At 73.2% G+C, this 26,505-nt stretch carries 19 protein-coding genes; 10 read left to right on the top strand and 9 right to left on the bottom strand.

What is annotated here, in order from left to right; all coding sequences use genetic code 11:
• The first annotated feature begins 8 nt into the window (after positions 1-8).
• The 4 genes from QP089_RS43710 (at position 9) to QP089_RS43695 (ending at position 11,546) form a co-directional block, all read left to right on the top strand.
• Positions 9-3,200 carry a family 78 glycoside hydrolase catalytic domain gene (locus QP089_RS43710; protein ID WP_285920464.1) on the top strand — a complete coding sequence of 1,064 codons (3,192 nt, stop codon included), beginning with the start codon at positions 9-11 and terminating at the stop codon, positions 3,198-3,200.
• Positions 3,201-3,250: 50 nt separating this feature from the next.
• Entirely contained in the window at positions 3,251-6,445 is a 3,195-nt protein-coding gene (locus tag QP089_RS43705; protein WP_285920463.1) for a family 78 glycoside hydrolase catalytic domain, read from the top strand.
• A 32-nt stretch (positions 6,446-6,477) separates the two neighbouring features.
• Positions 6,478-9,435 (top strand): glycosyl hydrolase, encoded by a 2,958-nt coding sequence (locus tag QP089_RS43700; protein WP_285920462.1) that lies wholly within the window; start codon positions 6,478-6,480, stop codon positions 9,433-9,435.
• A 77-nt stretch (positions 9,436-9,512) separates the two neighbouring features.
• Complete coding sequence (locus tag QP089_RS43695; RefSeq protein ID WP_285920461.1) at positions 9,513-11,546, top strand: alpha-L-rhamnosidase-related protein; 2,034 nt, start codon at positions 9,513-9,515, stop codon at positions 11,544-11,546.
• Positions 11,547-11,600: 54 nt separating this feature from the next.
• On the opposite strand, the gene QP089_RS43690 is transcribed toward QP089_RS43695, so the two are convergent.
• The 7 genes from QP089_RS43690 to QP089_RS43660 all read right to left on the bottom strand — a co-directional run bounded on the left by QP089_RS43690 (position 11,601) and on the right by QP089_RS43660 (position 17,698).
• Positions 11,601-12,632, bottom strand: a complete 1,032-nt coding sequence (locus QP089_RS43690; RefSeq protein WP_285920460.1) for a CU044_5270 family protein — start codon at positions 12,630-12,632, stop codon at positions 11,601-11,603.
• Positions 12,625-13,224, bottom strand: a complete 600-nt coding sequence (locus tag QP089_RS43685; RefSeq protein ID WP_285920459.1) for an RNA polymerase sigma factor — start codon at positions 13,222-13,224, stop codon at positions 12,625-12,627. Before QP089_RS43685 ends, QP089_RS43690 begins: the two co-directional genes overlap by 8 nt.
• Positions 13,225-13,294: 70 nt before the next feature.
• Positions 13,295-13,792 carry a DinB family protein gene (locus QP089_RS43680; RefSeq protein WP_285920458.1) on the bottom strand — a complete coding sequence of 166 codons (498 nt, stop codon included), beginning with the start codon at positions 13,790-13,792 and terminating at the stop codon, positions 13,295-13,297.
• A 20-nt stretch (positions 13,793-13,812) separates the two neighbouring features.
• Positions 13,813-14,340, bottom strand: a complete 528-nt coding sequence (locus QP089_RS43675; protein WP_285920457.1) for a pyridoxamine 5'-phosphate oxidase family protein — start codon at positions 14,338-14,340, stop codon at positions 13,813-13,815.
• Between the two features lie 78 nt (positions 14,341-14,418).
• Positions 14,419-15,327 carry an acetamidase/formamidase family protein gene (locus QP089_RS43670; RefSeq protein WP_285920456.1) on the bottom strand — a complete coding sequence of 303 codons (909 nt, stop codon included), beginning with the start codon at positions 15,325-15,327 and terminating at the stop codon, positions 14,419-14,421.
• On the bottom strand, positions 15,327-16,763 hold the full coding sequence (locus QP089_RS43665; RefSeq protein ID WP_285920455.1) for an APC family permease: 1,437 nt from the start codon (positions 16,761-16,763) through the stop codon (positions 15,327-15,329). Before QP089_RS43665 ends, QP089_RS43670 begins: the two co-directional genes overlap by 1 nt.
• A gap of 17 nt (positions 16,764-16,780) precedes the next feature.
• Entirely contained in the window at positions 16,781-17,698 is a 918-nt protein-coding gene (locus QP089_RS43660; RefSeq protein WP_285920454.1) for a proline iminopeptidase-family hydrolase, read from the bottom strand.
• A 193-nt stretch (positions 17,699-17,891) separates the two neighbouring features.
• Here QP089_RS43660 and QP089_RS43655 point away from each other — a divergent pair, with 193 nt between their 5' ends.
• Together QP089_RS43655 and QP089_RS43650 are read left to right on the top strand one after the other, a co-directional pair.
• Positions 17,892-18,620: a FadR/GntR family transcriptional regulator gene (locus tag QP089_RS43655; protein WP_285920453.1), complete on the top strand. Its 729-nt coding sequence runs from the start codon at positions 17,892-17,894 to the stop codon at positions 18,618-18,620.
• Between the two features lie 129 nt (positions 18,621-18,749).
• Entirely contained in the window at positions 18,750-19,580 is an 831-nt protein-coding gene (locus tag QP089_RS43650) for an aldo/keto reductase (protein WP_285920452.1), read from the top strand.
• A 48-nt stretch (positions 19,581-19,628) separates the two neighbouring features.
• Here QP089_RS43650 and QP089_RS43645 read toward each other — a convergent pair whose 3' ends face one another.
• Positions 19,629-20,420: an SAM-dependent methyltransferase gene (locus tag QP089_RS43645; RefSeq protein ID WP_285920451.1), complete on the bottom strand. Its 792-nt coding sequence runs from the start codon at positions 20,418-20,420 to the stop codon at positions 19,629-19,631.
• 53 nt (positions 20,421-20,473) lie between these two features.
• A complete protein-coding gene (locus QP089_RS43640; protein WP_285920450.1) occupies positions 20,474-21,535 on the bottom strand; it encodes a DUF2293 domain-containing protein in 1,062 nt (353 codons plus the stop codon).
• 84 nt (positions 21,536-21,619) lie between these two features.
• Here QP089_RS43640 and QP089_RS43635 point away from each other — a divergent pair, with 84 nt between their 5' ends.
• The 4 genes from QP089_RS43635 (at position 21,620) to QP089_RS43620 (ending at position 26,498) form a co-directional block, all read left to right on the top strand.
• Positions 21,620-21,832 (top strand): hypothetical protein, encoded by a 213-nt coding sequence (locus QP089_RS43635; protein WP_285920449.1) that lies wholly within the window; start codon positions 21,620-21,622, stop codon positions 21,830-21,832.
• 139 nt (positions 21,833-21,971) lie between these two features.
• On the top strand, positions 21,972-23,003 hold the full coding sequence (locus QP089_RS43630) for a LacI family DNA-binding transcriptional regulator (protein ID WP_285920448.1): 1,032 nt from the start codon (positions 21,972-21,974) through the stop codon (positions 23,001-23,003).
• Positions 23,000-24,553: a sugar ABC transporter ATP-binding protein gene (locus QP089_RS43625; protein ID WP_285920447.1), complete on the top strand. Its 1,554-nt coding sequence runs from the start codon at positions 23,000-23,002 to the stop codon at positions 24,551-24,553. The genes QP089_RS43630 and QP089_RS43625 overlap by 4 nt, the downstream gene beginning before the upstream one ends.
• Positions 24,543-26,498 (top strand): ABC transporter permease/substrate-binding protein, encoded by a 1,956-nt coding sequence (locus QP089_RS43620; protein ID WP_285920446.1) that lies wholly within the window; start codon positions 24,543-24,545, stop codon positions 26,496-26,498. Before QP089_RS43625 ends, QP089_RS43620 begins: the two co-directional genes overlap by 11 nt.
• Positions 26,499-26,505 lie beyond the last annotated feature (7 nt).

Raw genomic sequence — 26,505 nt, 5'->3', positions numbered from 1 at the left:
GCCTTTCGATGGCGAATGAGCTGAGCAGGAGACGATTCGTGCAGGCCGGCGGGGTCGCCGCCGCAGCCGTGACGGCCGCCGGCGTCGTGCCGCCGCCGGCGAGCGCCGCGCCGGCGACGCCCGCCCGGACGCTGACGCCCACCGACCTGCGGGCCGGGCATCTGCGGTCCCCGCTGGGCATCGACGTGACGCGGCCGACGCTGAGCTGGCGGTTCGCCGCCGGTCCGCGCAACGCGGTGCAGACCGCCTACCAGGTCCGCGCGGCCAGTGCCGACGCGCGCCTGGGCCGCGCCGACCTGTGGGATTCGGGCAAGGTCGCGGGCGGCGCGGTCTCCGCCGTGTACGCCGGACGCGCCCTCGGCTCCCGGCAGCGGGTGTCGTGGCAGGTCCGGGTGTGGGACGAGCGGGGCCGCGCGTCCGCGTGGAGCGAGCCCGCGCACTTCGAAACGGGCCTGCTCGCGGCGTCCGACTGGACGGCGCAGTGGATCGGGAACCCGGCGTGGTCCGACCCGGAGCCCACCCCGGCGACGGTCGCGTTCACCGCACGTACCGCCCGGTACGTCCGGCTGAACGTGACCCGGCTCGGCCTCCCGATCAAGGAGGGCTGGCCGTACAAGGTGTCGCGGCTCCAGCTCGCCGAGGTGGAGGTGCGGGACGGCGCGTCCGGCGCCGACGTGGCGCTGCACGCGCCGGTGACGGCCTCGGAGAGCTATACCGTCGCGGGCCAGTGGGAGCCGAAGGCGATCACCGATGGGTCGCTGACCAGCGACGCCGCGCCGTTCGGCTACACCAGCATGCAGTACGAGAATCAGGACCTCGCCAATCCGATCTGGGTGCAGATCGACCTCGGCGAGGCGCGGCGGTTCGACCGGGTGCTGCTCTATCCGCGCACCGACGTGATGACCGACGACGGGAAGACCGCCAACTTCCCTGAGGACTTCACCGTCCAGACCTCCAGCGACGGCAAGACGTTCGACACCGCCGCGACCGTCAAGGGCCAGCAGGCCCCGCCGCCGCTGCACGCCCAGCCCGAGGCGCTCCCGCTGTTCAAGAAGGAGTTCGACGTCGGCAAGCGCGTCCGGTCGGCGCGGCTGTACGCCACGGCGCTCGGCGTCCTCGACGTCACCGTGAACGGGCGGCCGGTGAGCGACGCCGTCCTCGAACCGCCGTACACGGCGTACAAGCAGCGCATCGTCTACTCGACGTACGACGTGACGAAGCTGCTGCGGCGGGGCGGGAACACGATCCAGGCCGAGGTCGGCAACGGCATGGCGAACGTCCCCGCCACGCCGGGCCGGTACCAGAAGCTGACCCGCTCGGACGGGAAGCCGGCGTTCCTCGGCCAGCTTGAGATCACCTACACCGACGGGTCGCGCGAGGTCGTCGCGTCGGACACATCGTGGAAGACCGCGCTCGGCGCCACCACGTTCAGCAGCTGGTACGGCGGCGAGGATTTCGACGCCCGCCGCACCCCGACCGGCTGGACGGCCGCCGTCCGCCGCGACGCGCCCACCGCGAAGCTCACCGCCCGGGCCGCCCCGCCCATCGAACGCGTCGCGACCTTCCGCACCAAGAAGATCACGCAGCCGAAGGACGGCGTGTACGTCGTCGACCTCGGCACGAACTTCGCCGGCTGGGCGCAGCTGCGGGTCAGCGGACCGGCCGGGACGAAGGTGACGATGCGCCCCGGCGAGCTGCTCCTCGACGACGGCACCGTCAGCCAGAACACCACCGGCTCCCCGATCTGGGACACCTACACCCTGTCGGGGAAGGGCACCGAGACCTGGCATCCCCGGTTCTGCTACCACGGCTTCCGGTACGTGCAGCTCGAAGGGCTGCCGTCCGCGCCGGACGAGCGGACCGTCACCGGCATCGTGCTCCGCGCCGCCAACGACACCGCAGGCTCGTTCACCAGCTCGCACGGCCTGCTCAACGACATCCACCGGATCATCGACCGCGCCGTGCAGAGCAACATGTACTCGGTCCTCACCGACTGCCCGCACCGCGAGAAGCTCGGCTGGCTGGAACAGGCGAACCTGGTCTTCCCGGCCGTCGCCCGCAACTACGACGTGACGGCCTACTACGGCGAGATCGTTCGCGACATCGCCAAGGCGCAGACGTCCGACGGGCTCGTCCCGGACATCGCGCCCGAGTACACGGTGTTCTCCGGCGGGTTCCGCGACGACCCGAACTGGGGCAACGTCATCGTGTTCGCGCCCTGGCAGATGTACCGGGCGTACGGGGACGAGGCGACGCTCCGCACCTACTACCCGAACATGGTGCGGTACGTGGAGTACCTGTCGTCCAAGGCGAAGAGGAACCTGCTCGACTACGGCCTCGGCGACTGGATCACGTTCGACAACAGCACCCCGCTCGGCGTCACCGCGACGTTCGGCTACCACCGCGCGGTCACGGCGCTGGCGTCCATCGCGAAGGTCATCGGCAAGGACGACGACGCGTCCAAGTACACCAAGCTGGCCGGGGACATCGGGGACGCCTTTAACGCCAAGTACGCGACCGGCGACACCTACGGGTCCGGGAGCCAGGCGTGCGACGCGCTCGCCCTCGACATGGGGATCGTTCCGGCCGCGTCCAAGGACAAGGTGCTCGCCCACCTCGTGCAGAGCATCACCGCGAAGGGCTACCACCTGACGGTCGGGGAGATCGCGCTGCCGTCAGTGTTCCGCGTGCTGTCGGCCGCCGGGCGCGACGACGTCATCCACGCCGTCGCCACCCAGACCGGCAATCCCAGCTACGGCTACCAGGTCGTGCACGGCGCGACGTCGCTGACGGAGAACTGGGACGGGCCCACGTCCGGGAACTCGCAGAACCACTTCATGCTCGGCGCGATCGACGAGTGGTTCCACGCCGGGCTCGCCGGGCTGTCGCAGACCGGCGACTCGATCGGCTACGCCTCGTTGCTCATCCGCCCGGCCGTGGTCGGCGACATCACCCGCGCCGCTGCGACGTACGAGACGCCGCGCGGCCGCGCCGCCGCGTCCTGGCGCCGCACCGGCAAGCGGCTCCGCCTGGACGCCACCGTCCCGCCCAACACGACGGCGCGCGTCGAGTTCCCGCTGTTCGGCGGCACGACCCGGCCGGAGGCGCCGAAGGACGCCAAGTGGGTCGGCATCGAGAACGACCGGGCCGTCTTCCAGATCGGCTCCGGTGATTGGACCTTCGAAGGGGCCCTCAAATGAGCGAAGCGAACCGGGGGGTGTGGGGGGTCGTCCCCCCACGGGGAACACGCATGAGCGAGGTCGGGCTGAGCAGGCGGCGGTTTCTCGGCGCGTCGGCGATCGGCGCGACCGGCGCGATCGTGCTCGGGCACGCCGGGACGGCCGCCGCCGCTGCGCCCGCGGGGAAGGGCGTCGCGGCGGGCACGCCGTCCGGGCTGCTCACGTCGCTGCTCCCGGACGGCCTCGGTGTCACGGCGGCGAAGCCGCGGCTGAGCTGGCAGGTCGCCGACCTCGGCCCGGGGACGAGGCAGACGCACTACCAGGTGCAGTTCGCCACGACCCCGTCGCGGCTGGCCAGGGGGCCGTATCACTGGGACAGCGGGCGCGTCGCGTCCGCCGCGTCGGTCGCCGTCCCGTACGGCGGGCCGCCGCTCGCGGCCGGGACGGCGTATTGGTGGCGGGTCCGGACGTTCGACGGGCACAAGGCGTCCCGCTGGTCGGAGCCGTCGCTGGTCGCGACCGGCCGGGACGGCTGGAAGGCCGAGCCCGTCTGGGTTCCGGCCGCGACCGCGCCCAGCGACGGCGTCCTCAAGGCCCGAGTGCAGATCACCTCGGTCGCGGCGGGCCTATGGTTCCGCGCGTCCTCGGCGAGCGCGAACTACCTGTGGCAACTGCGCGCCGGATCGCCGGGCGTGCTGAAGAAGCACGTGTGCGTGAACGGGACGTACCGGGTGCTGGAGGAGAAGACGCTCGGCATCCCGATCGAGATCGGCCGCTGGTACGAGGTCACCGTCGAGATGAAGGGCACGACGTTCACGACCTCGATCGACGGCACGGCCGTCGACACCACGACCGACGCCACGTACGCGACCGGCACCGTCGGAATGCGCAACGGCTCGTCCGAGGCGAACGAGTGGGCCTCGGTCACCTTCACCGCGCCCGACGGCAAGGCCCTCATCAGCGAGGACTTCACCGACGGCCCCGGCACGTTCACCGCCGGGACCGTCACCGACGGCGTCCTGACGCTCGGCAAGGGGCAGTCGACGCTGTCGTCGGCGGGCGCGGCCGATGACAACTGGGCGCTGCTACGCACCGAGTTCACCCCGGCGCGCAAGCCGATCGCCGCCGCCGTCCTGCACGTCGCCGCGCAGTCGCCCACGCCGATCCGGCAGTATCCGGCGAAGATCTGGGTGAACGGCGAGGTCGCCGGGTTCGCGTCCCAGCGGGCCGGTGCGGGCGCGCCGCGCTACCACTCGTTCGACGTGACCGGCCTGATAGAGCCGGGACGCCGCAACGCGCTCGCCGCCCTCGCGTTCACCACCGAGGACAAGCGGTTCGTCGCGCAGCTCGCCGTCACCTACGCCGACGGGACCACCGCGACGTTCGCCAGCGGCAAATCGTGGAAGGCACGCCGCCAGGCCGGAATGCTGCGCGACGCGGGCACGATCGGATCGACCTACTACGTCGGGCCGCAGGAGTACTGGGACCTGCGCAAGGAGCCGATCGGCTGGACGAGCCCCGGCTTCGACGACTCCGGCTGGGACGCCGCGCAGGTCAAACCCGCGATCGAGGGCCTCGTGCCGGCGCTGGTCGAGCCGGTCCGGCTGCACGACGTCCGGCCCGCGTCGGTGCGGAAGGTGGCGGCCGGCACCTGGCTGGTCGACCTCGGCAAGGAGATCGCGGGCGGGCTGCGGCTGTCGGTGGACGGCAAGGCCGGGCAGACCGTCGAGGTCCGGCTCGGCGAGGAGCTGAACGCCGACGGGACCGTGAAGTACGCGCTGCGCGCCGGCGTCACCTACAAGGAGGTCTGGACGCTGCGCGACGGCCGCCAGTCCGCCGAGCACTGGGGCTACCGCGGCTTCCGCTACGCGCAGCTGATCTGCGACGACGACCTCGACCTCTCGGACGCGGCCACGGGCCGCGCCTGGCGTCTCGACTGGCGCGGCTCCGACGCCTCGTTCTCCAGCTCCAGCCGCGACCTCGACCGCGTGTACGAGATGTGCCGGTACTCGATCGAGGCCACGCGCGGCGACCTCTACATCGACACCCCGACCCGCGAGCGCGGCCCGTACGAGGGCGACGCGCTGATCAACCAGGCGTCGGAGTACGCGGTGCAGCGGTCGTTCGCGCTGGCCCGCGCCTCCGATGCCTACCTGGCCCGCAACCACACCTGGCCGACCGAATACCGGCTGATGAACGTGATGTCGGCGTGGCGGGACTACCTGCACACCGGCGACCCCGAGCAGCTCGCCGCCGACTACGACCTCCTCGCGACCAAGCACCTGACGTCCTACATCGGCGACGACGGGTTGGTGCACAAGAAGCCCGGCTCGTCCAGCCAGGACCTCGGCGACCTGGTCGACTGGCCGGTGTCCAACCGCGACGGCTACGTGTTCACCGAGGTCAACACGGTCGTGAACGCGTGCCAGTACGCGGCGTTCACCGCGATGGCCGACATCGCGACCGTCGTCGGCAAGACCGCCGACGCCAAGACCTGGCGGGCGAAGGCCGACGCGCTCGCGGACGCGATGCGCAAGACGCTGCTGGACGCGTCCAACGGCCGGTTCGTGGACGGCGCGGGCACGACCCACAGCGCGCAGCACGCCACCGCGTTCCCGGTCGCGCTCGGCGTCGCCGGGCCCGGCACCGTCCCGGACCCGGTGGTGAAGGCACTAGGCGAGACGCTCGCCGCCGGCGGCATGAAGGTCAGCGTGTACGGCGCGCAGTTCCTGCTGGACGCGCTGTTCGCGACGGGCCGGGCGAAGGACGCGATCGGGCTGATGACCGCCACCGGCACGAACTCCTGGCTGCACCTGATGGACGACCTCGGCGCGACCATCGTCGGCGAGGCGTGGGACCCGTCGCTCAAGAGCAACATGACGTTCTCGCACGCCTGGGGCTCGGCGCCCGCGAACGTGATCCCGCGGCACGTGCTCGGCGTGCAGATCACCGCGCCGGGCGCCGCCGAGATCGAGGTGCGGCCCCGGCCCGGCGACCTCACCCGGATCTCCGGCACCGTCCCGACCGTCCGCGGCCCCGTCGCCGTCGCGCTCGACCGCGCGAAGGGCTACCGCCTCGACGTGGACGTGCCGCCCAACACCGCGGCCCGCGTCGTCGTGGAACTCGGCGGCACCGGCCCCCGGGACGTCCGCGTCACCGGGCCAAATGCCCGCGCCCCCCGCGCTACGGGCCGGGACGCGACCGGACCACTGCTCACCATCGGCCCGGTCGGCTCCGGCCGCACCACCGTGATCGCGCGCACCTGACCCGCGCGATCGAACCAGGAGGAACGACGAAAGTGAACGACGACCGTAGCGAGCAGGGACCGGGCGGGCTGACCCGCCGGCGCGTGCTGCAGTTCGGCACCGCCGCCGCCGTCGTGGCGGCCGCGGCCCCCGCGCTCGGGGGAGAGGCGGTCGCCGCGGCTCCGGCAGCGCCGGGCGCGGGCGGGTTCGCCCGGCCCGGCGCGGCCGTGCGGCCGCGGTTCCGCTGGTGGTGGCCGGACGGGCTGGTCGACCCCGCCGAGATCCGCCGCGAGATCGACCAGATGGCCGACGCCGGGTTCGGCGGCGGCGAGATCTCCGCCGTGCACCACAGCATCAAGGACGCGTCCGTCCTGGACCCGGCGGGGCACGGCTGGGGCACCGCAGCGTGGGTCGCCGGCGTCGAGGCCGCGCTCGACCAGGCCGCCCGGCGCGGGCTGACCGTGGACCTGACGATCGGCCCGGCCTGGCCCGCCGCCGTCCCGACGATCACGCCGGACGACGCCGCCGCCGTGCAGGAGCTGGCGTACGGGACGGTGACGGTCGCGGGCGGCGCGACGCACGACGGCCCGGTGCCCGAGCCCGTCGCCGCGGCGGCGAAGGGCGTGACGAAGCGGGACCTCGTCGCCGTCCACGCCGTGAAGATCGACACGGCGAACGCGACCCGCAAGGAGACCGGGCTCGCCTTCGCCTCGTTCACCGACCTCACCGAGCGGGCGAAGGACGGCCGGATCACCTGGACGGCCCCGGACGGCGGCGACTGGGTGCTGCTGTCGTACTGGCGGCGCGGCAGCGGCCAGCAGCCCGAGGGCGGCCCGCACAGCAGCCCCGAATCCTGCGTCGTCGACCACTTCAGCAAGGCGGGCACGCGCGCGGTCACCGCGTTCTGGGAGGCGCGGCTGCTCACCCCGCGCGTCCGCAAGCTGATCCGCAAGGCCGGCGGGACGCTGTTCGAGGACTCGATCGAGCTGGAGACGCCCGCCCTCAACTGGACCCCGGACCTGCCCGCCGAGTTCCGCAGGCGGCGCGGCTACGACCTGATGCCGTACCTGCCGGTGATCGTCCTGAACAAGGAGAACACCGTCTACGCCTACGAGGCGGGCCGCACCGCGCAGGCGCGGCACGACTTCTGGCTGACGCTCTCCGACCTGCTGAACGAGTACCACTTCGAGGCGCTGCGGACGTGGGCGCACTCGATCGGGCTGGAGTTGCGCGCCCAGCCGTACGGGCTGCAGACCGACGCGATCCGTTCGGCGGCGATCCTGGACGTCCCGGAAGGCGAGTCGCTCGGCTTCAAGAACCTGGACGACTACCGCGCGCTCGCCGGCGGGCGCGACATGGGCGGGCGGGAGATCCTGTCCTGCGAGGCGGGGGCATACCAGGGCGGCGCGTACAACACGACGTGGGACAAGCTGCTGCGCACCATGGGCGGCGCCTACGCGGCCGGCCTCAACCAGACGGTCTTCCACGGGTTCTCCTATGCGACCGCGCCCGGCGCGGCCTGGCCCGGGTTCGCGGCGTTCACTCCGTACAACGGCGGCATCGGGTTCGCCGAGTCGTGGGGGCCGCGCCAGCCGACGTGGCGGCACGTCCCCGACATCGCCGCCTACCTTGCGCGCATCCACCAGACCATGCGTGCTGGCAAGAGCCGCATCGACGTCGCGGTGTTCCGCCAGAAGGGGTACACCAAGACCGGCATCGGCGTCGGCTGGTTCACCAAGTACGGCGTCCCGCTCGGCTGGACGCACCAGATGATCAGCGCGCCGCTGCTGGACCTGCCGTCGGCGACGGTCCGGGACGGGCGGCTCGCCCCCGACGGCCCCGCCTACCAGGTGCTGTTCGTCGAGGGCGACCGCTTCAACGGCAACGCGTGCACGCTCCCGCTCGACAGCGCCCGCACAATGCTGAAGCTCGCCAAGGCGGGTCTGCCGCTGGTGTTCCTGGGCGACTGGTCGGCCGCGACCGTCCCCGGCATCGCGAAGGACGGAGAGAACGACCAGCTCCGCGCCGTCCTCAAGGAGATGTTCGCGCTACCACGCGTGAAGACGGTCGCGGCGGAGACCGACGTGGCGGGCGCGCTCGACGCCCTCGGCCTGCGCCCGGAGGCCAGCTACGCGCAGAGCTCCACGCTGCTCAACGCCCACCGGCGGGACGGCCGCGTCGACTACTTCTACCTGTGCAACGGCAAGCACGCCGAGACGGTCAAGCCGCCGGTCGCCGCGATCGACCACGAGGTGTCCTTCGTCCGCGCCGACCGCAAGGCCGTCCCGTACCGGCTGGACCTGTGGACGGGCGAGACCGAACCGATCGCGGTCTACAAGGCGGACGGCGACACCGTCACGGTCCGGGTCGCGCTCCAGCCGTCCGAGGCCACCGTGATCATGCTGGCGCGCGGCGGGCACCACCCGTCCGCCACGGCCTCGGAGGCCCAGGTCCGGGTGGACGGGCAGCGGCTCATCGTCCGCGCCGCCACCGCCGGCAGCTACGCCACCACGCTCGCGGACGGGCGCACGGTCACGACCGCCATCGGCGCCGTCCCCGCCGCGCAGACCCTCACGAGCTGGCGGCTGCGCGTCGAGGACATGACCCCGGACGGCACGGAGCGCCACGACCTGACGCTCGACGCCCTCAAGCCCTGGCCCGACATCCCCGAACTCGCGGACGTCTCCGGCATCGGCACCTACAGCACCACGGTCCACTGGGACGGCGGTGCCGGCGCCGTCCTGGACCTCGGCGAGGTCTTCGACACCTGCCGGGTGACGGTGAACGGCCGCCGCGTCCCACCGGTCAGCGTGCTGTACCCGACCGCCGACATCGGCCCCTACCTGCGGCGCGGCGCCAACACGATCGAGGTCGAGGTCGCCACGACGCTGAACAACCGGCTGCGGGTCTCCGACCCCGGCGTCTACGGCGGGGCGTCGCGGCAGGCGTACGGGCTGATCGGGCCGGTCCGGCTCGTCCCGTACGGCGAGGCGGCGATCCGCACCCGCTGACGCCCGTCCCCGAGAACGAGTGCGGGAGGGCGTTGGCCCGCCCTCCCGCACGTGAATCCCCGGAATCCGAGGAACCCATGCACCACAGCGTATCCAGGCGGCGCATCGCCGCTCTGACCTTGGGAATGTCCGCCCTGCTGGCGGCCCAGGCCGTTCCGGCTTCGGCCGCCCCGGCCCCCGGGCACGGTTCGGCGCCGTGGAAGCGGTACAACCTGTCGCCGTCGTCCCGGACGCTCCGCCCCGTCGCCGTCTACAACACCGGCGGCGGCGTCGAGAACCCGTCCGCCGTGCTCAAGGGGCACAAGACCACGCTCAGCGGCGCGGGCTCTTACGTCACGCTCGACTTCGGCAAGGAGGTCGGCGGCCTCACCACCCTGCACTTCGCCGGATCGGACGGCGCGCAGCAGGTCGGGCTGGCGTTCAACGAGTCGTCCGCCTACGTCGGCACCGACAGCGACGCCTCGACCGGCGGCCCGCGCAGCCGCGACGGCGCCCTCACCGCCGACGTCGACGGCCGCACCGCCTACACCACGCCCGAGAAGTACCTGCGCGGCGGCTTCCGCTACCTGACGGTCTTCATGCAATCCGGCGGGAGCGTCGACCTGGACGGGGTGTCGCTGCACTACACGCCCGCGCCGCAGGTGAAGGACCCGTCCAAGTACGCGAACTACTTCTACTCCAGCGACGACCTGCTGAACCGGCTCTGGTACGCGGGCGCCTACACCGTCCAGCTGAACACGATCTCGCCGAAGACCGGCCGAGTCTGGGAGCCGCCCGCGCAGCTGTGGGACAACACCGGCGACATCGGCTCCGGCGCGTCCATCCTCGTGGACGGCGCCAAGCGCGACCGGACGGTCTGGCCCGGCGACCTCGGCATCGAGATCCCGAGCGCGTACGCGGCGTTCGACGACACCGCGTCCGCCCGCAACTCCCTCGACGTGATCTACCAGCACCAGCGCGACACCGGCGAGCTGCCCTACGCCGGGCCGGAGTTGAACAAGTACGGCTCCGACACCTACCACCTGTGGACCCTCGCCGCGAGCTGGGACTACTACCGCTACACCGGCGACGCGCGCTGGATCTCGGGCATCTGGGACCGGTACAGGAAAGCCGTCGACTACAGCTCGACAAAGATCGACGCGAACGGCCTGCTGTCGATCACCGGGACGTCCGACTCCGTCCGGATCCTGGCCAAGGGCGAGAACCTCATCGCGAACGTGCTGCTGTGGCGCGTCCTCGATACCGGCTCGCAGCTCGCCCGCACCCAGGGCGACGGCGACCTCGCGGCGTCCTACGCCCAGCGAGCCGCCGCGCTGCGCACCGCCATCAACGCCAACTTCTGGGACGACGCCGCCGGCGCGTACAAGTTCTACCCGAACAACGCCATCCACCCGCAGGACGGCAATGCCCTCGCCGTCTGGTACGGCCTCGCCGACCAGACCCAGGCCCGCCGCATCAGCGCGGAACTGAAGGGCAACTGGAACGAGGTCGGCTCCACCGCACCCGAGAACAAGGGCAACCCGGGCGTCTTCTCCGGCTCGATCGAGGCCAACGCGCACTTCGCTGCCGGCGGCCGGGCCGCCGACCAGGCCGGCGTCGACATCATCCGGCGCGAGTGGGGCTACATGCTCAGCAACCCGCAGGGCACGGGCAGCACCTTCTGGGAGTCCTACCGCAACCCCGGCGACGGATGCGTGTTTTGCAGCACCTACGTAAGCCTCGCGCACGCCTGGGCGACCGGCCCCGTCACCGCGCTGACCTTCGGCGTCCTCGGCCTGAACCCGACCGGCACCGGCGGGCGGACGTTCGACTTCGTCCCGCACACCGCCGACCTCACCTTCGCCCAGGGCCGCATCACCACACCGCTCGGCGCCGTCAACGCGTCCTGGAAAATCTCCAACGGCGCCTATAGCGCAAAGCTGAAGGCGCCGCGCGCCGCGACCGGCCGCGCCGGCGTACCGACGTTCGGCGAGCGGATCGAGGTCCGGGTCGACGGCCGCCTCGTCTGGGACGGCCGCCGGGCGCGAACGAAGGGCGTCAGCACCGACGGCGAGTACGTCTACATCGAAGGCCTGCACGGCCCCCACACCCTCCGGAGCAACCAAGCCTGACCACCGCAGGGCCCGTCCTCCAATCAACCTCCGGAGGACGGGCCCTTGCGCAGGTCAGTGGGGTTTCACGGTGGGGGCGTGGTTGGTGAGGTGGATGCTGAGTTGTGCTGTTGAGGTCAGGACGGTGCCCAGCGGGGCGTGTGCGCGTGACGCGTTGGTGACGACGGTCCGCCGGCCGAGGTAGAGGTAGGTCTTCGGGGCGAAGATGTACTCGTCCCGTTGGCCGCTTCCGGGGACGTCCAGGGACACCGCGATGCCCGCGCGGCCGGCGGCGTCCACGGCCCGGCCGACGGTTCGGACGCCCGGGATCGCGGCCGCCGCCCGGAACAGCGCCTTGCGCTGCGCGGCGGGCAGGTACGCCTCGGTGAGCATGCTTCCGACGTTCTGCCATGCCTGGCCGTCGGCCGAAGGACCGGTGCCGAGGTGGGAGTACAGGTGCCGGTACATCCCCGCGGGGTCGGCGGGCAGGCGGCTCAGGTAGGCGTAGTCGGTGCGCAGCCACTCCGCGCGGTGGTCGAAGTCCGCGGCCTTTTCGGGACCGGTGCGCCTGGCCTCGTTGCGGGCCTCCGGCGGGAGGGTCTCCCCGGGGAAGGGCTCGGGCGGCAGGGGGTCGGTCTGCAGGACGCCGTGGGTCGCGTCGTCGTTGACGGGCAGCCAGATCGTGCGTTCCGTGCGTGCCAGGTAACGGGTGCGGCCATGCCCGCTGTTGGACTCCACCGGGTCCATGGTCAGCGATCGGTAGACGAGGAACTGGCCGGGCCTCGGATGCAGTTCCGGCGTCCGGCTCGCCGCGTCCGCGGCGTGCTGGAGCAGTTCGACGTGCGCGGCCGGCATCGTGCGGACGGACGGGACGCGGTGCGGCGAACCGCCGGGGTCCGCCACGACCAGGCCCGCGGTCACGGAGGCCGCCGCGACCCCGGCGGTCACGGCGGCGAGCCGGAGGCGGGTGCGGCGGCGCGGCCGGGGCGCCGCCGGTTCCGGGGCGAGCATGGCGGCCAGCAGCCGGTCCTCCTCGGCGCGCAGGTCGGACGGGCCGGGCCGGGGGACCTCGGAGCGGAACCGTTCGAGTCGGGTCATCTCATTCATGGACGGGCTCCTCGCTGACGATGGCCATGACGTCCGTCCCGCCGAGCTCGCGGCGCAGCTGCGCCCGGGCCCGGTTGATCCGCGACCGGACCGTGCCGACGCGGACGCCCAGCGCCCGCGCGACCTCCGGGTAGCTGAGGCCCTCCCACGCCACCAGCAGCAGCGCGTCGCGGCGTCCCTTCGGCATCGCGGCCAGCGCCGCCGCGAGCCGCGGGCCGGACGCCTCGGCGGTGAGCCGCTCGTCGCTGCGGTCGGTGAACGCCGCCGTCACCGGGTCGACGCCCGTGCGCCGCAGGGCCCGCAGTTGCCGGACCTCCGTGCGGACGTGCCGCCCCATCAGGTTGGTGGCGATGCCGTACAGCCACGGGCGCGCGTTCGGGCGCTCCAGGTCGTAGCCGTGCCGCTGCCGGAACGCCGTCAGGAAGGTCTCGGCGACGACGTCCTCGGCGGCGTCGGCGCCGAGCCTGCGGGTGACGTACCGCTTGATGTCGGGCGCGTGCCGGCGGAATATCTCGGCGAACGCCTCCGGCTCGTGCCGGGAGCGTCCGATGCAGGAGGCGTCATCGGCCTCGGCCCGGCTCGTCTCGCTCATGGTGGGGCCTCTCGGCTCTGGATCGGGACGCCCCTTGTTGCCCGCCCGGAGCCGATCGGTTCCCGGAAGGTCAGCGGCCCACCGAGCCGTCGTGCTGCTCGCGGAGGATGTCGGCGTGGCCCGCGTGCCGGGCGGTCTCCTCGATCATGTGCACCAGCAGCCAGCGCATGGACGGCGGGTCCGTCTCGCGCAGCGACCGGGCGCCCGGACGGTCGAGGTCCGGGCACGCCGCCGCGATCGCGTCCGTGCGTTCGGCGGCCGCGCGGTAGCCGGCGATGATGTCCGCGGCCGTCTCGCCGGGCAGCGGCGGCTCGCCGTCGTCCAGCAGCGGCACGTCGGCGCCCTCGTACGCCCACAGGAACCAGTTCAGCTCCGTGCGGGCGAGGTGCTTGACCAGCCCCAGCAGGCTCGTGCCGGACGGGACGCCCGGCGCGCGCGCCGCCTCCTCCGGCACGCCGGACGCCTTGGCGACCACGGCGTCCCGCAGGTAGTGCAGGAACGCCAGCAGCGTCGTCCGCTCGTCGGAGTTCAGGCTCGGCGGACGCAGGTCCCCACGCGGTTCGGTCATCGCACCACCGTAGGACGGTGTCACACCGTGAAGGTCCAGCGGGTCGCGGCGAACGGCTCGACGAACGCCACGCCGACGGCGGCGTGCATGGTGAAGCGGTACACGTGCCAGGGCGGCGGGCCGGCGCTCTGCGCGCTGTATGGCGCGGTGAAGGCGTCACCGTCGACCTGGGCGGGCCAGCCGCCCTCGCGGTAGGCGGCCGCGACCGGTTCGAGCACCGCCGGGTCGGTGACGCGCGCGGCCTCGCCCTCCAGGACGAGGTCCATGCCCTCCAGCCGGGTCGACAGCGTGCAGGCCGGGTTCTGCGCGAGGTTGCGGGACTTGCGCGTCCCCGGCCCGCTGGTGAAGTACAGCTCGCCGTCGTGCCAGAGCGCGCCGATGCCCGCCGAGTGCGGGCGCCCGTCCGGCCGGACGGTGCCGAGGAAGACGGGCGTCTCCATCTTCGGCAGGCCGCCGGCCAGCGCGGTCCGGGCCCGTTCCCAGGGCATGGGGCCGCCGCTGTCGTAGATGTCGAGGTCGCGGACGTCGATGGGTTCGCGGTCGGTCATCGCTGTTCACCTCTCGTCTCCTGGTGTTTCCAGGGTTATGACCGGCCGCCGCCCGGGAACTCATCGCGGCCGCGGCGGTCAGGTGAGCAGCGACAGCTCCAGGTGGGCGGAGACGATCCAGTTCGGCGCGTCGACGACCTCGGAGATCTTCAGGTCGGCGGCGACGCTCGCCAGCAGGTAGGCGTCGGCCGGGGCCATGCCGGTGCGGGCCGCGACCTCCGCGACGAGCGCGCGCGCCGCGTCCCTGGACGCCGCCATGAGGTCGGGGCCGATGCCGGTGGTGACGAGGGCGGCGCCGGTGCGCTGCGTGCGCGGGTCGGTCTCGATCACCGGGGTGGACGGGGCGGCGCCGCGGCGGACGTCCACCCGGAGCCGGACGGTCGCGTCGGTCTCGACGCCGGTGCCGCAGACCTCGCCGTCGCCCATCGCGGCGTGCGCGTCGCCGAGCGACAGCAGCGCGCCGTCCACGCCGACGGGCAGGACGAGCCGGGCGCCGGGGCCGATGTGCCGGACGTCCATGTTGCCGCCCCAGCGGCGCGGCGGGACGATCGAGTGCTCGCCGGGCTCGGGCGGCGCGACGCCGATCGTGCCGATCATCGGGACGACCGGGACGCGCAGCCCCGGCAGCAGCTCGGCGGCCCCGTCCGCGATCCGCGAGATGCGCAGGTGGGCGTCCGGGAAGTCGTCGGCGAGCAGCCCGAAGCCGGGGATGCAGGCCGTCCAGCCCCATGCGCCGACCGCCATGTCGAGGACGTCGATCACCAGGGCGTCGCCGGGCGCGGCGCCCTCGACCAGCAACGGGCCGGTGACGGGGTTGACGCGGCCGAAGTCGAGCGCGGCGACGTCGGCGGAGCCGGAGCCGGGGCCGAGCTGCCCGCCGCTCGCGTCCGCCGTCTCGACGGTGAGCTCGGCGCCGGGGGCGATCGTCGCGATGGGCGCGATCGCGTTGTCCCACGCGTTGTGCACGCTCGTGCGGCGGATGTGCATCAGTCCTCCAGCTTCAGGTCGGTGCCGCGGCCGGAGCGCCGGTAGAACAGCATCACCAGCGCCCCCACGACGAGCCAGCAGATCCCGCCGATCTTCGCGCGGGCGTCGGCGTTCCACAGCACCGAGCCGATGATCACGAAGCCGATCGCGGGGGCGAGGATGTGCAGGCCCCAGCGTGTGCTCTTGTTCCGTAGCTTGAAGTGCACGAAGACCGCGACGTGCAGCAGCAGGAACGAGAACAGCGCGCCGAAGTTGACCAGCGACGACAGCACGTCGATCTGGCCGGTGAAGAACAGCCCGAGCACCAGGGAGATCACCGCGACGAACAGGATCGCGCGCTCGGGCGTCTTGCGCGTGGGGTGGATGTGGGCGAGGAACGCGGGCAGCTTGCGGTCGCGCGCCATGCTGAACAGCAGCCGGGACGTGGCGGCCTGCGCGACCAGCGAGTTGGCGATGCCGGTGGCGAGCGCCGCGGCGATCGCGACGGTGACCTTCAGCCAGTGCCCGCCGGCGATCTGCGCGATGTCGTAGAAGGCGGAGTTGGTCGCGTCGTCCCCGGAGAACTCGGTCTTGCCGGGCACGAGCAGCGCCGCCACCCACGTCTGCACCACGAACAGGACCGCGACCAGGCACAGCGCCAGCACGGTGGCGCGGCCGACGATCCGGCGGCCGGAGTCGCGGACCTCCTCCGACAGGGTGGAGATGCCGTCGAAGCCGAGGAAGCTGAGCACCGCGATCGACAGCGCCCCGAAGATGAGCCCGGGGGTCAGCAGGCCGGGCTCGAGCATCGGGTCGAAGGAGAAGTGCGCGCCGTTCTTGCCCTGTGCCACCGCGGTCAGGCCGAACCCGACGAACAGCGCGAGCACCACCAGCTCGGCGAACAGGAACAACCGGTTCAGCCGCGCGGTCGACTCGATGCCCAGAAAGTTGATCACCGTGTTGACCAGCACGAACACGATGACCCACGCCCACTGCGGGACGGCCGGCAGCAGCGAGTTCAGCGCCGCCGCGCTCATCACGTACAGCAGCGTCGGGACCAGCAGGTAGTCCAGCAGGATCGCCCAGCCGGCGAGGAAGCCGACCTTGTCGTTGATGCCGCGTCCGGCGTAGGCGTACACGGACCCGGCGATCGGGAACGCCCGCGACATCTCCCGGTAGCTGAGCGCGGTGAACAGCATCGCGACCAGGCCGATGACGTAGGTCAGCGCGACCATGCCCTTGGAGCCGTTGAACACGACGCCGAAGATGGTGAACGGCGCGATCGGCACCATGAACACCAGGCCGTAGATCACCAGGTCGGCCATGCTCAGCGAGCGCTTGAGCTCCTGGTCGTAGCCGAAGGCCTTCAGCGTCCCCTCCGCCGACTCGGCGGCGGAGGACGCGGCGGGTCCGGGGGAGGCGCCGGAGGGCGCGGGGTTGGGGCTGGCGGTCGACATCGCGCGCCTTTCCGGGGTCAGGGGGTGGGGTCGTGCGCGTCGAGGAACGCGCCGACGGCGGACATGCAGGCCTCGCGCTCCTCGACGTGCGGCATGTGGCTGGAGTCCTCGAAGATCTGCCAGCGCGCGCCGGGGATGCGGTCGGCGTAGGGGCGGACGGCGTCGGGCGTCGCCTCGTCGTGCCGTCCGGAGACGACGAGGGTGGGGCTGGCGATCCGGTCGAGCCGGTCGACGATCGTCCAGTCCCGCAGGGTGCCGACGACGTGGAACTCGCTGGGCCCGTTCATCGTGTGGTAGACGGTCGGGTCCTCGTCGATCGCGGCGAACGTGCGGGCGACCTCGTCCGGCCAGGGGATCCGGCAGACGTGCCGGTCGTAGAAGACCCGCATGGCCTTGGCGTACTCGTCGGAGTCGGTGGTGCCTGCGGCCTCGTGCTCGCGGAGCGTCGCCTCCACCTCGACGGGCAGGGCGGCCCGCAGCCCGGCGGCGGCCTCCAGCCACAGCGGCATCGAGGCGGGCGAGTTCGCGATCACCAGGGAGCGCAGGCCGGCGGGCCGCCGCACCGCGTGCTCGGCGCCGAGCATCCCGCCCCACGACTGGCCGAGCAGGTGGTAGCCGCCGGCGATGCCCAGGTGGGCGAGCAGGTTGTCCAGCTCGTCCAGGAACAGCTCGACGGTCCAGAAGTTCGCGCCCGCGTCCGGCAGGTGGGTGGAGCGGCCGTTGCCGAGCTGGTCGTAGTGGATCACCTGCCGGCCGGTCGCGGCGGCGAGGTCGGCGAACGCGAGCACGTAGTCGTGGGTGCAGCCGGGGCCGCCGTGCAGCACGACGAGCGGCGCCTTCCCCGGGCCGGACGCGCCGGACGGGCCGGTGACGCGGTACCAGGTGCGGTGGCCGCGGAAGGGGGCGTGGCCCTCGGCGGTCGCCGGTGCGATCACGCATACCTCCGGTGAGCTGGGAGGATCCCGGCCGGGCGGGGCGCCGGCGGGGGACGGGCGCGGCGCGGGCCGCGGCCGGATGCGAGACTATGCGGTTAAAGGTCTAATTTCTAGACCTTTGTGGGAAGTTATGGTTTCGGACGTGCCGGCACAGCGAGACCTGACACGCGGCGGAGCGGGGGGACGGCGGAGCATGGAGCACGAGGCGCTCGGGCCGCTGCGCCCGGCGACCACCGGCGAGCAGGTCGCGCACCGGCTGGCGACGGCGATCGCGCTCGGCGAGTTCAGCCTCGGCGACCGGCTGCCCAGCGAGCGCGACCTGGCCGCGCTGCTGCGGGTCAGCCGGGAGAGCGTGCGGGCCGCGCTGCGCCGGCTCGCCGACTCCGGCCTGGTCGAGGTCCGGCGCGGCCGGGGCGGCGGCGCCTTCGTCCGCGCCGAGTGGGCGGAGGCCAGCGAGGGCGCGGTGCGCAGCGCGCTGCTGGAGCGCTGGACGGAGTTCGAGGAGCTGTTCGACTACCGGCGGCTCGTCGAGAGCCTGATCGCCCGCACCGCCGCCGAGCGCGCCGACGCCGCCGACCGCGCGGCCATCGCCGAGGCGCTGGCCGCGTTCGACGCCGCCGCGACGCCCGGCGAGGCCCGCGAGCACGACGTCCGGCTGCACGCGGCGGTCGCCCGCGCCGCGCACAACGCGCGGCTGGCCGGGCTGCACGAGCGGCTGCTGTCGGAGGTGAGCCTCGGCGTGTCCGCCGAGCCGTACACCTGGGCCATCTACGAGGAGGCCAGGCCGCACCACCACGCGCTCGCCGACGCGATCGCGCGCGGCGACGGCGACGCGGCGGCGCGCATCGCGGGCCACCACTTCGCGATCACCGAGGACGCGCTGCGCCGGCTCGCCGAACGGGTCCGCCCGCCCGCCCCGTGACGGGCCCGCGGCGCGCCGGTGGGAGCCGGGTCACAGGTTCGGTCCCGGATCTGGCGGGCACGGCTCTCCTGGCACGGCGGATTCCGGCACCGGCGGATTCCGGGCACGCGACATCGAAGGGGGAGGACCATGACCGTACCGGACGTCAAGCTCAACGACGGCGCCATGATGCCGCAGCTCGGCTTCGGGGTGTTCCAGGTGACCGACGAGGAGGCCGAGCACGCCGTCGAGGTGGCGCTGCGCGACGGGTACCGCAGCGTGGACACCGCCAGCGCCTACGGCAACGAGGAGGGCACGGGCCGCGCGCTGCGCGCCTCCGGGCTGCCGCGCGAGGAGCTGTTCATCACCACCAAGCTGTGGAACAGCGACCAGGGCTATGACGAGACGCTCCGGGCGTTCGACGCCAGCATGCGCCGCCTCGGCCTCGACTACCTCGACCTGTACCTGATCCACTGGCCGCTGCCCGAGCGCGGCGCCTTCCTGGACACCTGGCGGGCGTTCGAGAAGCTGAAGGCCGACGGCCGGATCCGCTCGATCGGCGTCTCCAACTTCCGGATCGACGACCTGCGCCGCGTCATGGACGAGTCCGACACGGTGCCCGCGGTCAACCAGATCGAGCTGCACCCCTACTTCCAGCAGGACGGGCTGCGCGCCTTCCACCAGGAGAACGGCATCCACACCGAGGCGTGGGCGCCGCTCGGCCAGGGCCAGGGGCTGCTGGACGACCCGGCGCTCGCCCGCATCGCGCAGGCGCACGGCCGCACCCCGGCGCAGGTCGTGCTGCGCTGGCACCTGCAGATCGGCAACGTCGTCATCCCGAAGTCGGTGACGCCGACGCGGATCGCCGAGAACATCGACGTGTTCGGCTTCGACCTGAGCCCGGACGACATGAAGGCGATCGCCGAGCTGGACAAGGGCACCCGGGTCGGCCCGGACCCCGCCACCTTCAACATGGCCTGAGCCGACCAGCCTGGCCCTGAAGCGGCACGCGCCGGGCCGGCGGGGGTGTCAGCGCTTCTCGCCGACGCCCACCAGCCCGGCGAACCGCTCGCCGTCGGTCCGCGCGCCGCCGTCCAGCCACTCGCGCGGGCCGGTCAGGCCGGGCGGCAGCAGCTCGAACCCGTCGAAGAAGCCGCGGATCTGCGCGCTCGGCCGGGCGCCGAGGCGGGCGCTGGCGTCCTCGTAGACCCGCTCGGCCTTCGCCATCGCCTCCGGGAAGGTGTCCGAGGCCAGGTGGGAAAGGATCAGCCGGCTGCCGGGCGCGAGCGCGTCCCGGTAGCGGCCGACGAGCGCGGCGGGGTCCTCGGCGTCGTCCACGAAGTGCAGCACCGACACCAGCAGCACCGCCACCGGCGCGGAGAAATCGATCATCTCGCGTACGGTCGGGTGCGCCAGGATCTCCTCCGGGCGCCGCAGGTCGCCCTGGACGAACCCGGCGCGAGCCGCGTCCGCCAGCAGCGCGCGCCCGTGCGCGCACACGACCGGGTCGTTGTCGACGTAGACGGTCCGCGCCTCCGGCCGGACGTCGCGGACGGCCTCGTGCACGTTCTCCCGCGTCGGCAGCCCGGACCCGAGGTCGAGGAACTGCGCGATCCCCGCCCGCGCGGCGTCGCGCACCGCGGTGCGCAGGAACGCCCGGTTCAGCCGGACGCCGCGCACCACCCGTCCCTCGGAGATGTCCACGATCCGCGCGGCGGCCTCCCGGTCGGCGGCGAAGTTGTCCTTGCCGCCGAGCCAGTAGTCGTACATCCGGGCGACGTTGGGGGTGCCGGTGTCGAGATCGTCGGTGGCGTCGGTCACGCGGCCATGATCCACGGCCCGCAGGGGCCGGGCAACCGGAACGCCGGAGGCGGTCAGGGACGGCGGCGCCAGGCGGCCAGCACCGCGTCGACGTCGGCGCGGATGCGGTCGCGGGCCACGCGACGCGGCACCCCGGACATCAGCAGCGCGTCGTAGCCGGTGTCGAGGTGCCGGATCGAGGCGATGACGGCGAGGGGGACGGCGCTGTCGTCCAGGTCGCGGCCCGCCGCCGTGCGGCCGACCCGTCCGCTGCCGCGCAGCCCGGCGTGCCGGGCGATCTCCTCGGCGCGGCCGTCGGGGCAGCCGGGGAACAGCCGGGTGATCGCGTCGGCCATCCGGGCCTGGAAGCCCTCGTCCTCGACGGCCCGCCGCTCCCGGTCGCGCTCGCGGCGCCGGGCCCGCAGGTCCTCGTCGGCGAGGCACTGCTCCTCGGCCCGCTCCAGCGCCGCCTCCTCGACCAGCACGCCGCGCCGCTCGTAGCGCTTGCGGCGCCGGTTGTGCTGGACGACCACGGCCGACAGCCCGCTCTCCTTCTTCGCGCGGCGGCTCAGCGCGGCGTTCCCGGACGGCAGGAACACCAGGTGCCCGAGGTCGGCGCAGTCCAGGCACAGCGGCGCGCCGTCCTCGACGACCTGCAGGCCGCCGGGGGAGTGGCAGCCGTCGCACGTCCAGTCGCCGGGCGGCATCAGGACGGTGATGTCGGGCGCCTTGGCCTGCCGGGCGGCGAGGCGCTCGCGCTGCGCGGGCGTCAGGTCGGGGGACAGCCAGTGCGTGCGGTGGGCGCGTTCGGCGGCGACGCCCCCGCCGGCGGTGAAGCGCAGCTCGCGGTGGTCGCGGGTGGCGGCCGGGTAGGGCGTCTCGGCGGGCTCCAAGCCGTTCGCCTCCGCCCAGGCGCGCAGGGCGCGCAGCGCTGCGGCGACCTTGTCGGGACGGACGGTCATCGCGGCGTGCAGGTGGTCGTGCCGACCCTGCCGCCATTCGTCCACGGTCGCCGTGCGGAGCCAGCCGAGCCGGACGAACACGTCCACGGGGGCCACGGTCCGGGACCGCTTCACCAGGTCGCCGGCGGCGTCCGACACCCGGCGCGCCAGCCGGGACTCATGCACCTCGCTCACGGCGCACCACGGTAGCGGCCCCGCCGGACAGCTGGCTCCGACCTGCGTCGATCACGAAAAGTCACGCAGCGTAGCGTTCGGTGCATGGGGGATGATCAAGCAAGCTGGACGGGGCCGGGCGGGCTGCGGGTGACGGCGGTGCGGCTGACGGGCGCGCACCGCGTGTGGGCCGACCTCGCCGGCGTGCGCGGCCGGGACGCGTTCCTGGTGACCAGGGACGGCGCGATCGTCGGCTACTACGCCACCGTCGAGGACTTGGCGGGCGTGCTCGACCTGGCCGAATTGCACGCCGACTGAGGTGCGCGTCCGGACGGGGGCGGCGGGGGTCGGCGGAACATTTCGGGCGTTCGGCGCTTGCGGGAATGCGGCGCGTCGTGTAAACGTTTACAAGAACACCGTGTAAACGATTACACCATCGTCCGCGAGGAGGTGGGCCTTGGCCGGGGTCAAGGACGTCGCGCGGCTCGCCGGCGTCTCCGTCGCGACCGTCTCGCGCGTCCTCAACGACAGCGCGCCGGTCACCGAGGCGACGCGGATCCGCGTCCTGGCGGCGGTGGACGAGCTGGGCTACCGGCCGAACGCCGTCGCGCGCTCGCTGCGCACCGACACCACCCGCACGATCGGGCTGGTCATCGGCGACATCCTCAACCCGTTCTTCACCGAGCTGGCCCGCGCGATCGAGGACCAGGCGCGCGCGTCCGGCTACTCGGTCGTCATCGGCAACGCCGACGAGCGGCCCGAACGCCAGGACCACTACGTCCGGACCCTGCTGGAGCAGCGGGTCGACGGGCTGCTGCTGTGCCCGACCGCGCAGATCACGCCGCTGGTCCGCGACGTCGTCGCCGGCGGCGCCCCGCTGGTGTTCCTCGACCGCACCCTGCCCGGCCTGGACGTGCCGACGGTGCGCGCCGACGGCACCGCCGCGATCGGCGAGCTGGTATCGCACCTGGCGGCGCTCGGGCACCGGCGGGTCGCGTTCGTGTCCGGGCCCGCGCTGCTGTCGACCGGCCGCGAGCGGACCGCGGCGTTCCGGGCCGCGCTGCGCGCCGCCGGGCTGCCGGTCCGCCCTGAGTACCTGGAGGCCGGCGACTTCCAGGCGGCCAGCGGGCGGGCCGCCGCCGCGCGGCTGCTGGACCTGCCCGAACCGCCCGAGGTGATCGTCGCGGGCGACAACCTCATGACGCTCGGCGCGCTGGACGAGATCCGCGCCCGCGGCCTGGCGGTCCCCGGGGACGTGGGGATCGCCTCCTACGACGACGTCCCGTGGTTCACCCATGTGGACCCGCCGGTCACCGCGATCGGCCAGCCCGTCCAGGAGCTCGGGCGGCGCGCGGTGCGCGCGCTGCTGGAGCGGATCGGGGGCCGTCCGGTGGAGCCCGTCGTGCTGGACGCGCGGCTGGTCGTCCGGCGCTCCTGCGGCGAACCCGGTGCGGAAGGCAACGAGAGGGAAGGGAGTGGCCGCCCATGAGCCTGCCTGCCGACGAGCTGCCGGACCGGGGGGAGATCCTCCGGGTGCGCGGGCTGCGCAAGGCGTTCCCGGGCGTGCTCGCGCTCGACGGCGTCGACTTCGGCCTGCGGCCCGGCGAGGTGCACGTGCTGCTCGGCGAGAACGGCGCCGGCAAGAGCACGCTGATCAAGACGCTGTCCGGCGCGCACCGTCCCGACGCGGGGACGATAGAAGTGGATCGCAGGCCGGTGCAGATCCGCACGGCCCAGGACGCCGCGCGGCTCGGCATCGCGACCATCTACCAGGAGTTCAACCTGGTCCCGGAGCTGACGGTCGCGGAGAACCTGTTCCTCGGCCGCCAGCCGCGCCGGTTCGGGCTCCTCGACCGCAGGGCGATGAACGCCGCCGCGCGGGACCTGCTCGCGCGGGTCGGCGTCGAGGCCGACCCGGACGACCGGATGGCGGGCCTCGGCATCGCGCGCAGCCAGATGGTGGAGATCGCCAAGGCGCTGAGCCTGGACGCCCGCGTGCTGATCATGGACGAGCCGACCGCGGTGCTCACCACCGGCGAGGTCGACCGGCTGTTCGGGATCGTCGCGCGGCTCCGCGAGCAGGGCGTCGCGGTCATCTTCATCACCCACCACCTGGAGGAGATCCCGCGGATCGGGGACCGGGTGACGGTGCTGCGCGACGGCCGGTCCGTCGCCGAGGTCCCGGCGGACACGCCCCGCGACGAGCTGGTCCGGCTGATGGTCGGCCGCTCGATCGACCAGCAGTACCCGCGCGAGCGCACCGAGGCCGGCCCGCCGCTGCTCCAGGTCAAGGGCCTCACCCGCGACGGCGTGTTCGAGGACGTGTCGTTCGAGGTGCGCGCGGGCGAGGTGGTCGGGCTGGCCGGGCTGGTCGGCGCCGGGCGCACCGAGGTCGCCCGCACGATATTCGGCGCGGACCGCCCCGACCGCGGCGAGGTGATCGTGGACGGCCGGTCGCTGCCGCCCGGCGACGTCCACGCGGCGATGGAGGCCGGGCTCGGGCTCGTCCCCGAGGACCGCAAGGGCCAGGGCCTGGTGCTCGGCGCCGACGTCCAGGAGAACCTCGGGCTGGTCACGCTGGGCCGGTTCAGCCGCGGCGGGCTCGTCGACCGGGCCGGGCAGCGCAAGGACGCCGGCGAGATCGCCGGGAAGCTGAACGTGCGGATGAGCGGGCTGCGGCAGGAGGTCCGCACGCTGTCGGGCGGCAACCAGCAGAAGGTCGTGATCGGCAAGTGGCTGCTCGCCGACGCGAAGGTGCTCGTGCTGGACGAGCCGACGCGCGGCATCGACGTCGGCGCGAAGGTCGAGATCTACGAGCTGATCAACACCCTCACCGCCTCCGGGCACGCGGTGCTCATGATCTCCAGCGACCTGCCCGAGGTGCTGGGGATGAGCGACCGGGTGCTGGTGATGGCGCGGGGGCGGCTGGCCGGCGAGCTGCCGGCGGCCGAGGCGACGCAGGACGCGGTGATGGCGCTGGCCGTCGCCGGTCCGGGCAGTGCCGATGGGAACGCGGAGGAGAACGACGATGTCCACTGAGACGTTGCGCAAGCGGCCGCAGGGGCCGCGGTCCGGCGGCGCGGCGCAGGCCGCGGGCCGGCTGCTGGGCGAGAACGGCGCGCTGGCCGGGCTGATCATCCTGGTCGTCGCGCTGGCCATCGCGTCCGGCGACTTCCTGACGGTCACCAATCTGCTGAACGTCGGGGTGCAGGCGGCGGTCGTCGCGATCCTGGCGTTCGGCTCCACGTTCGTCATCGTCACCGCCGGGATCGACCTGTCGGTCGGCGCGGTCGCCGCGCTGTCGGCGGTCGTGCTCGGCTGGACGGCGACGCAGCACGGGGTGCCGTGGCCGCTCGCGCTGGCCGCCGCGGTCGTGGTCGGCGTCGTCGCCGGCCTGCTCAACGGCGTGCTGATCACCTACGGGAAGCTGCCGCCGTTCATCGCGACGCTGGCGATGCTCGGTGTCGCGCGCGGCCTGGCGCTGGTGATCTCCGACGGCAGCCCGATCGCGTTCCCCGGCGCGGTGAGCCATCTGGGCGACACGATCGGCGAGTACCTGCCCGTCCCGGTCATCGTGATGATCGTGATGGGGCTGCTGACCGCGCTGATCCTCGCCCGCACCTACAGCGGCCGCGCCATGTACGCGATCGGCGGCAACGAGGAGGCGGCGCGGCTGTCGGGCATCCGGGTGGACCGGCAGAAGCTCGTCACCTACGCGCTGTCCGGCGCGTTCGCGGCCGTCGCCGGGATCGTGCTGGCCTCCCGGCTGGCCTCGGCGCAGCCGCAGGCCGCCAACGGCTACGAGCTGGACGCGATCGCCGCCGTCGTCATCGGCGGGGCGAGCCTGTCCGGCGGCAAGGGGCGGGCGTTCGGCACCCTGGTCGGCGCGCTTATCCTCGCGGTCCTGCGCAACGGCCTGAACCTGCTGTCGGTGTCGGCGTTCTGGCAGCAGGTCGTCATCGGGATCGTGATCGCGGCGGCGGTGCTGCTGGACACCGTCCGGCGGCGCGGCCTGCGGGTCCGCCCGGCGACGTTCTGGGCGGGCGGCGCCGCGGTCGTCGCGGTCATCGTCGCGCTCGCCGCGGTCGTCGCCACCACCGGCGGCAACGACTCCAAGTCCGGCGGCGCGGCGGGCGGCGGCTCGGTGAAGATCGGGCTGTCGGTGTCCACGCTGAACAACCCGTTCTTCGTCCAGTTCCGCCAGGGCGCGCAGGACGAGGCGAAGAAGGTCGGCGTGAAGCTGACCGTCAGCGACGCGCAGAACGACGCGTCGCAGCAGGTCAACCAGGTGCAGAACTACGCGAGCCAGGGGATGAAGGCGATCGTCGTCAACCCGGTCGACTCCGACGCCGCGGCGCCCGCGGTGAAGGCCGCCAACCGGGCCGGCATCCCCGTCGTCGCCGCCGACCGGACCGTCAACGGCGCCAAGGTCGAGCAGCTCGTCGCATCCGACAACATCGCGGGCGGCAAGGACGCCGCCGCGCAGATGGCGAAGCTGCTGGGCGGCAAGGGCAAGATCGTGGTGATCCAGGGCCAGCCGGGCACCTCCGCCTCCCGCGAGCGCGGGCAGGGCTTCACCGAGGGCCTCAAGCAGTACCCCGGCATCCAGGTCGTCGCCAAGCAGCCCGCCGACTTCGACCGCACCAAGGGCCTGGACGTCATGACGAACCTGCTCCAGTCCCACCCCGACATCAACGGGGTGTTCGCCGAGAACGACGAGATGGCGCTCGGCGCGATCAAGGCGCTCGGCGGCAAGGCCGGCAAGCAGATCAAGGTGGTCGCCTTCGACGGCACGCCGGACGGCATCAAGGCCGTCCAGGACGGGACGCTGAACGCGACCGTCGCCCAGCAGCCCCGGCTGCTCGGCAAGATGGCCGTCGACAGCGCGCTCAAGGCCGCCAAGGGCGGCAAGCTGGTCGCCAACGCCCCGGTGCCGGTGAAGATCGCCACGCCGGAGAACGCCGCCCAGTTCGCCACGCAGTAGAAGGGGA

It is taken from the genome of Actinomadura opuntiae (assembly GCF_030283205.1).
In the GTDB taxonomy this organism is placed as follows: Bacteria; Actinomycetota; Actinomycetes; order Streptosporangiales; family Streptosporangiaceae; genus Spirillospora.
Note: the sequence above shows the minus strand (reverse complement) of the source record. Positions and strands in the feature narration are given on the sequence as shown.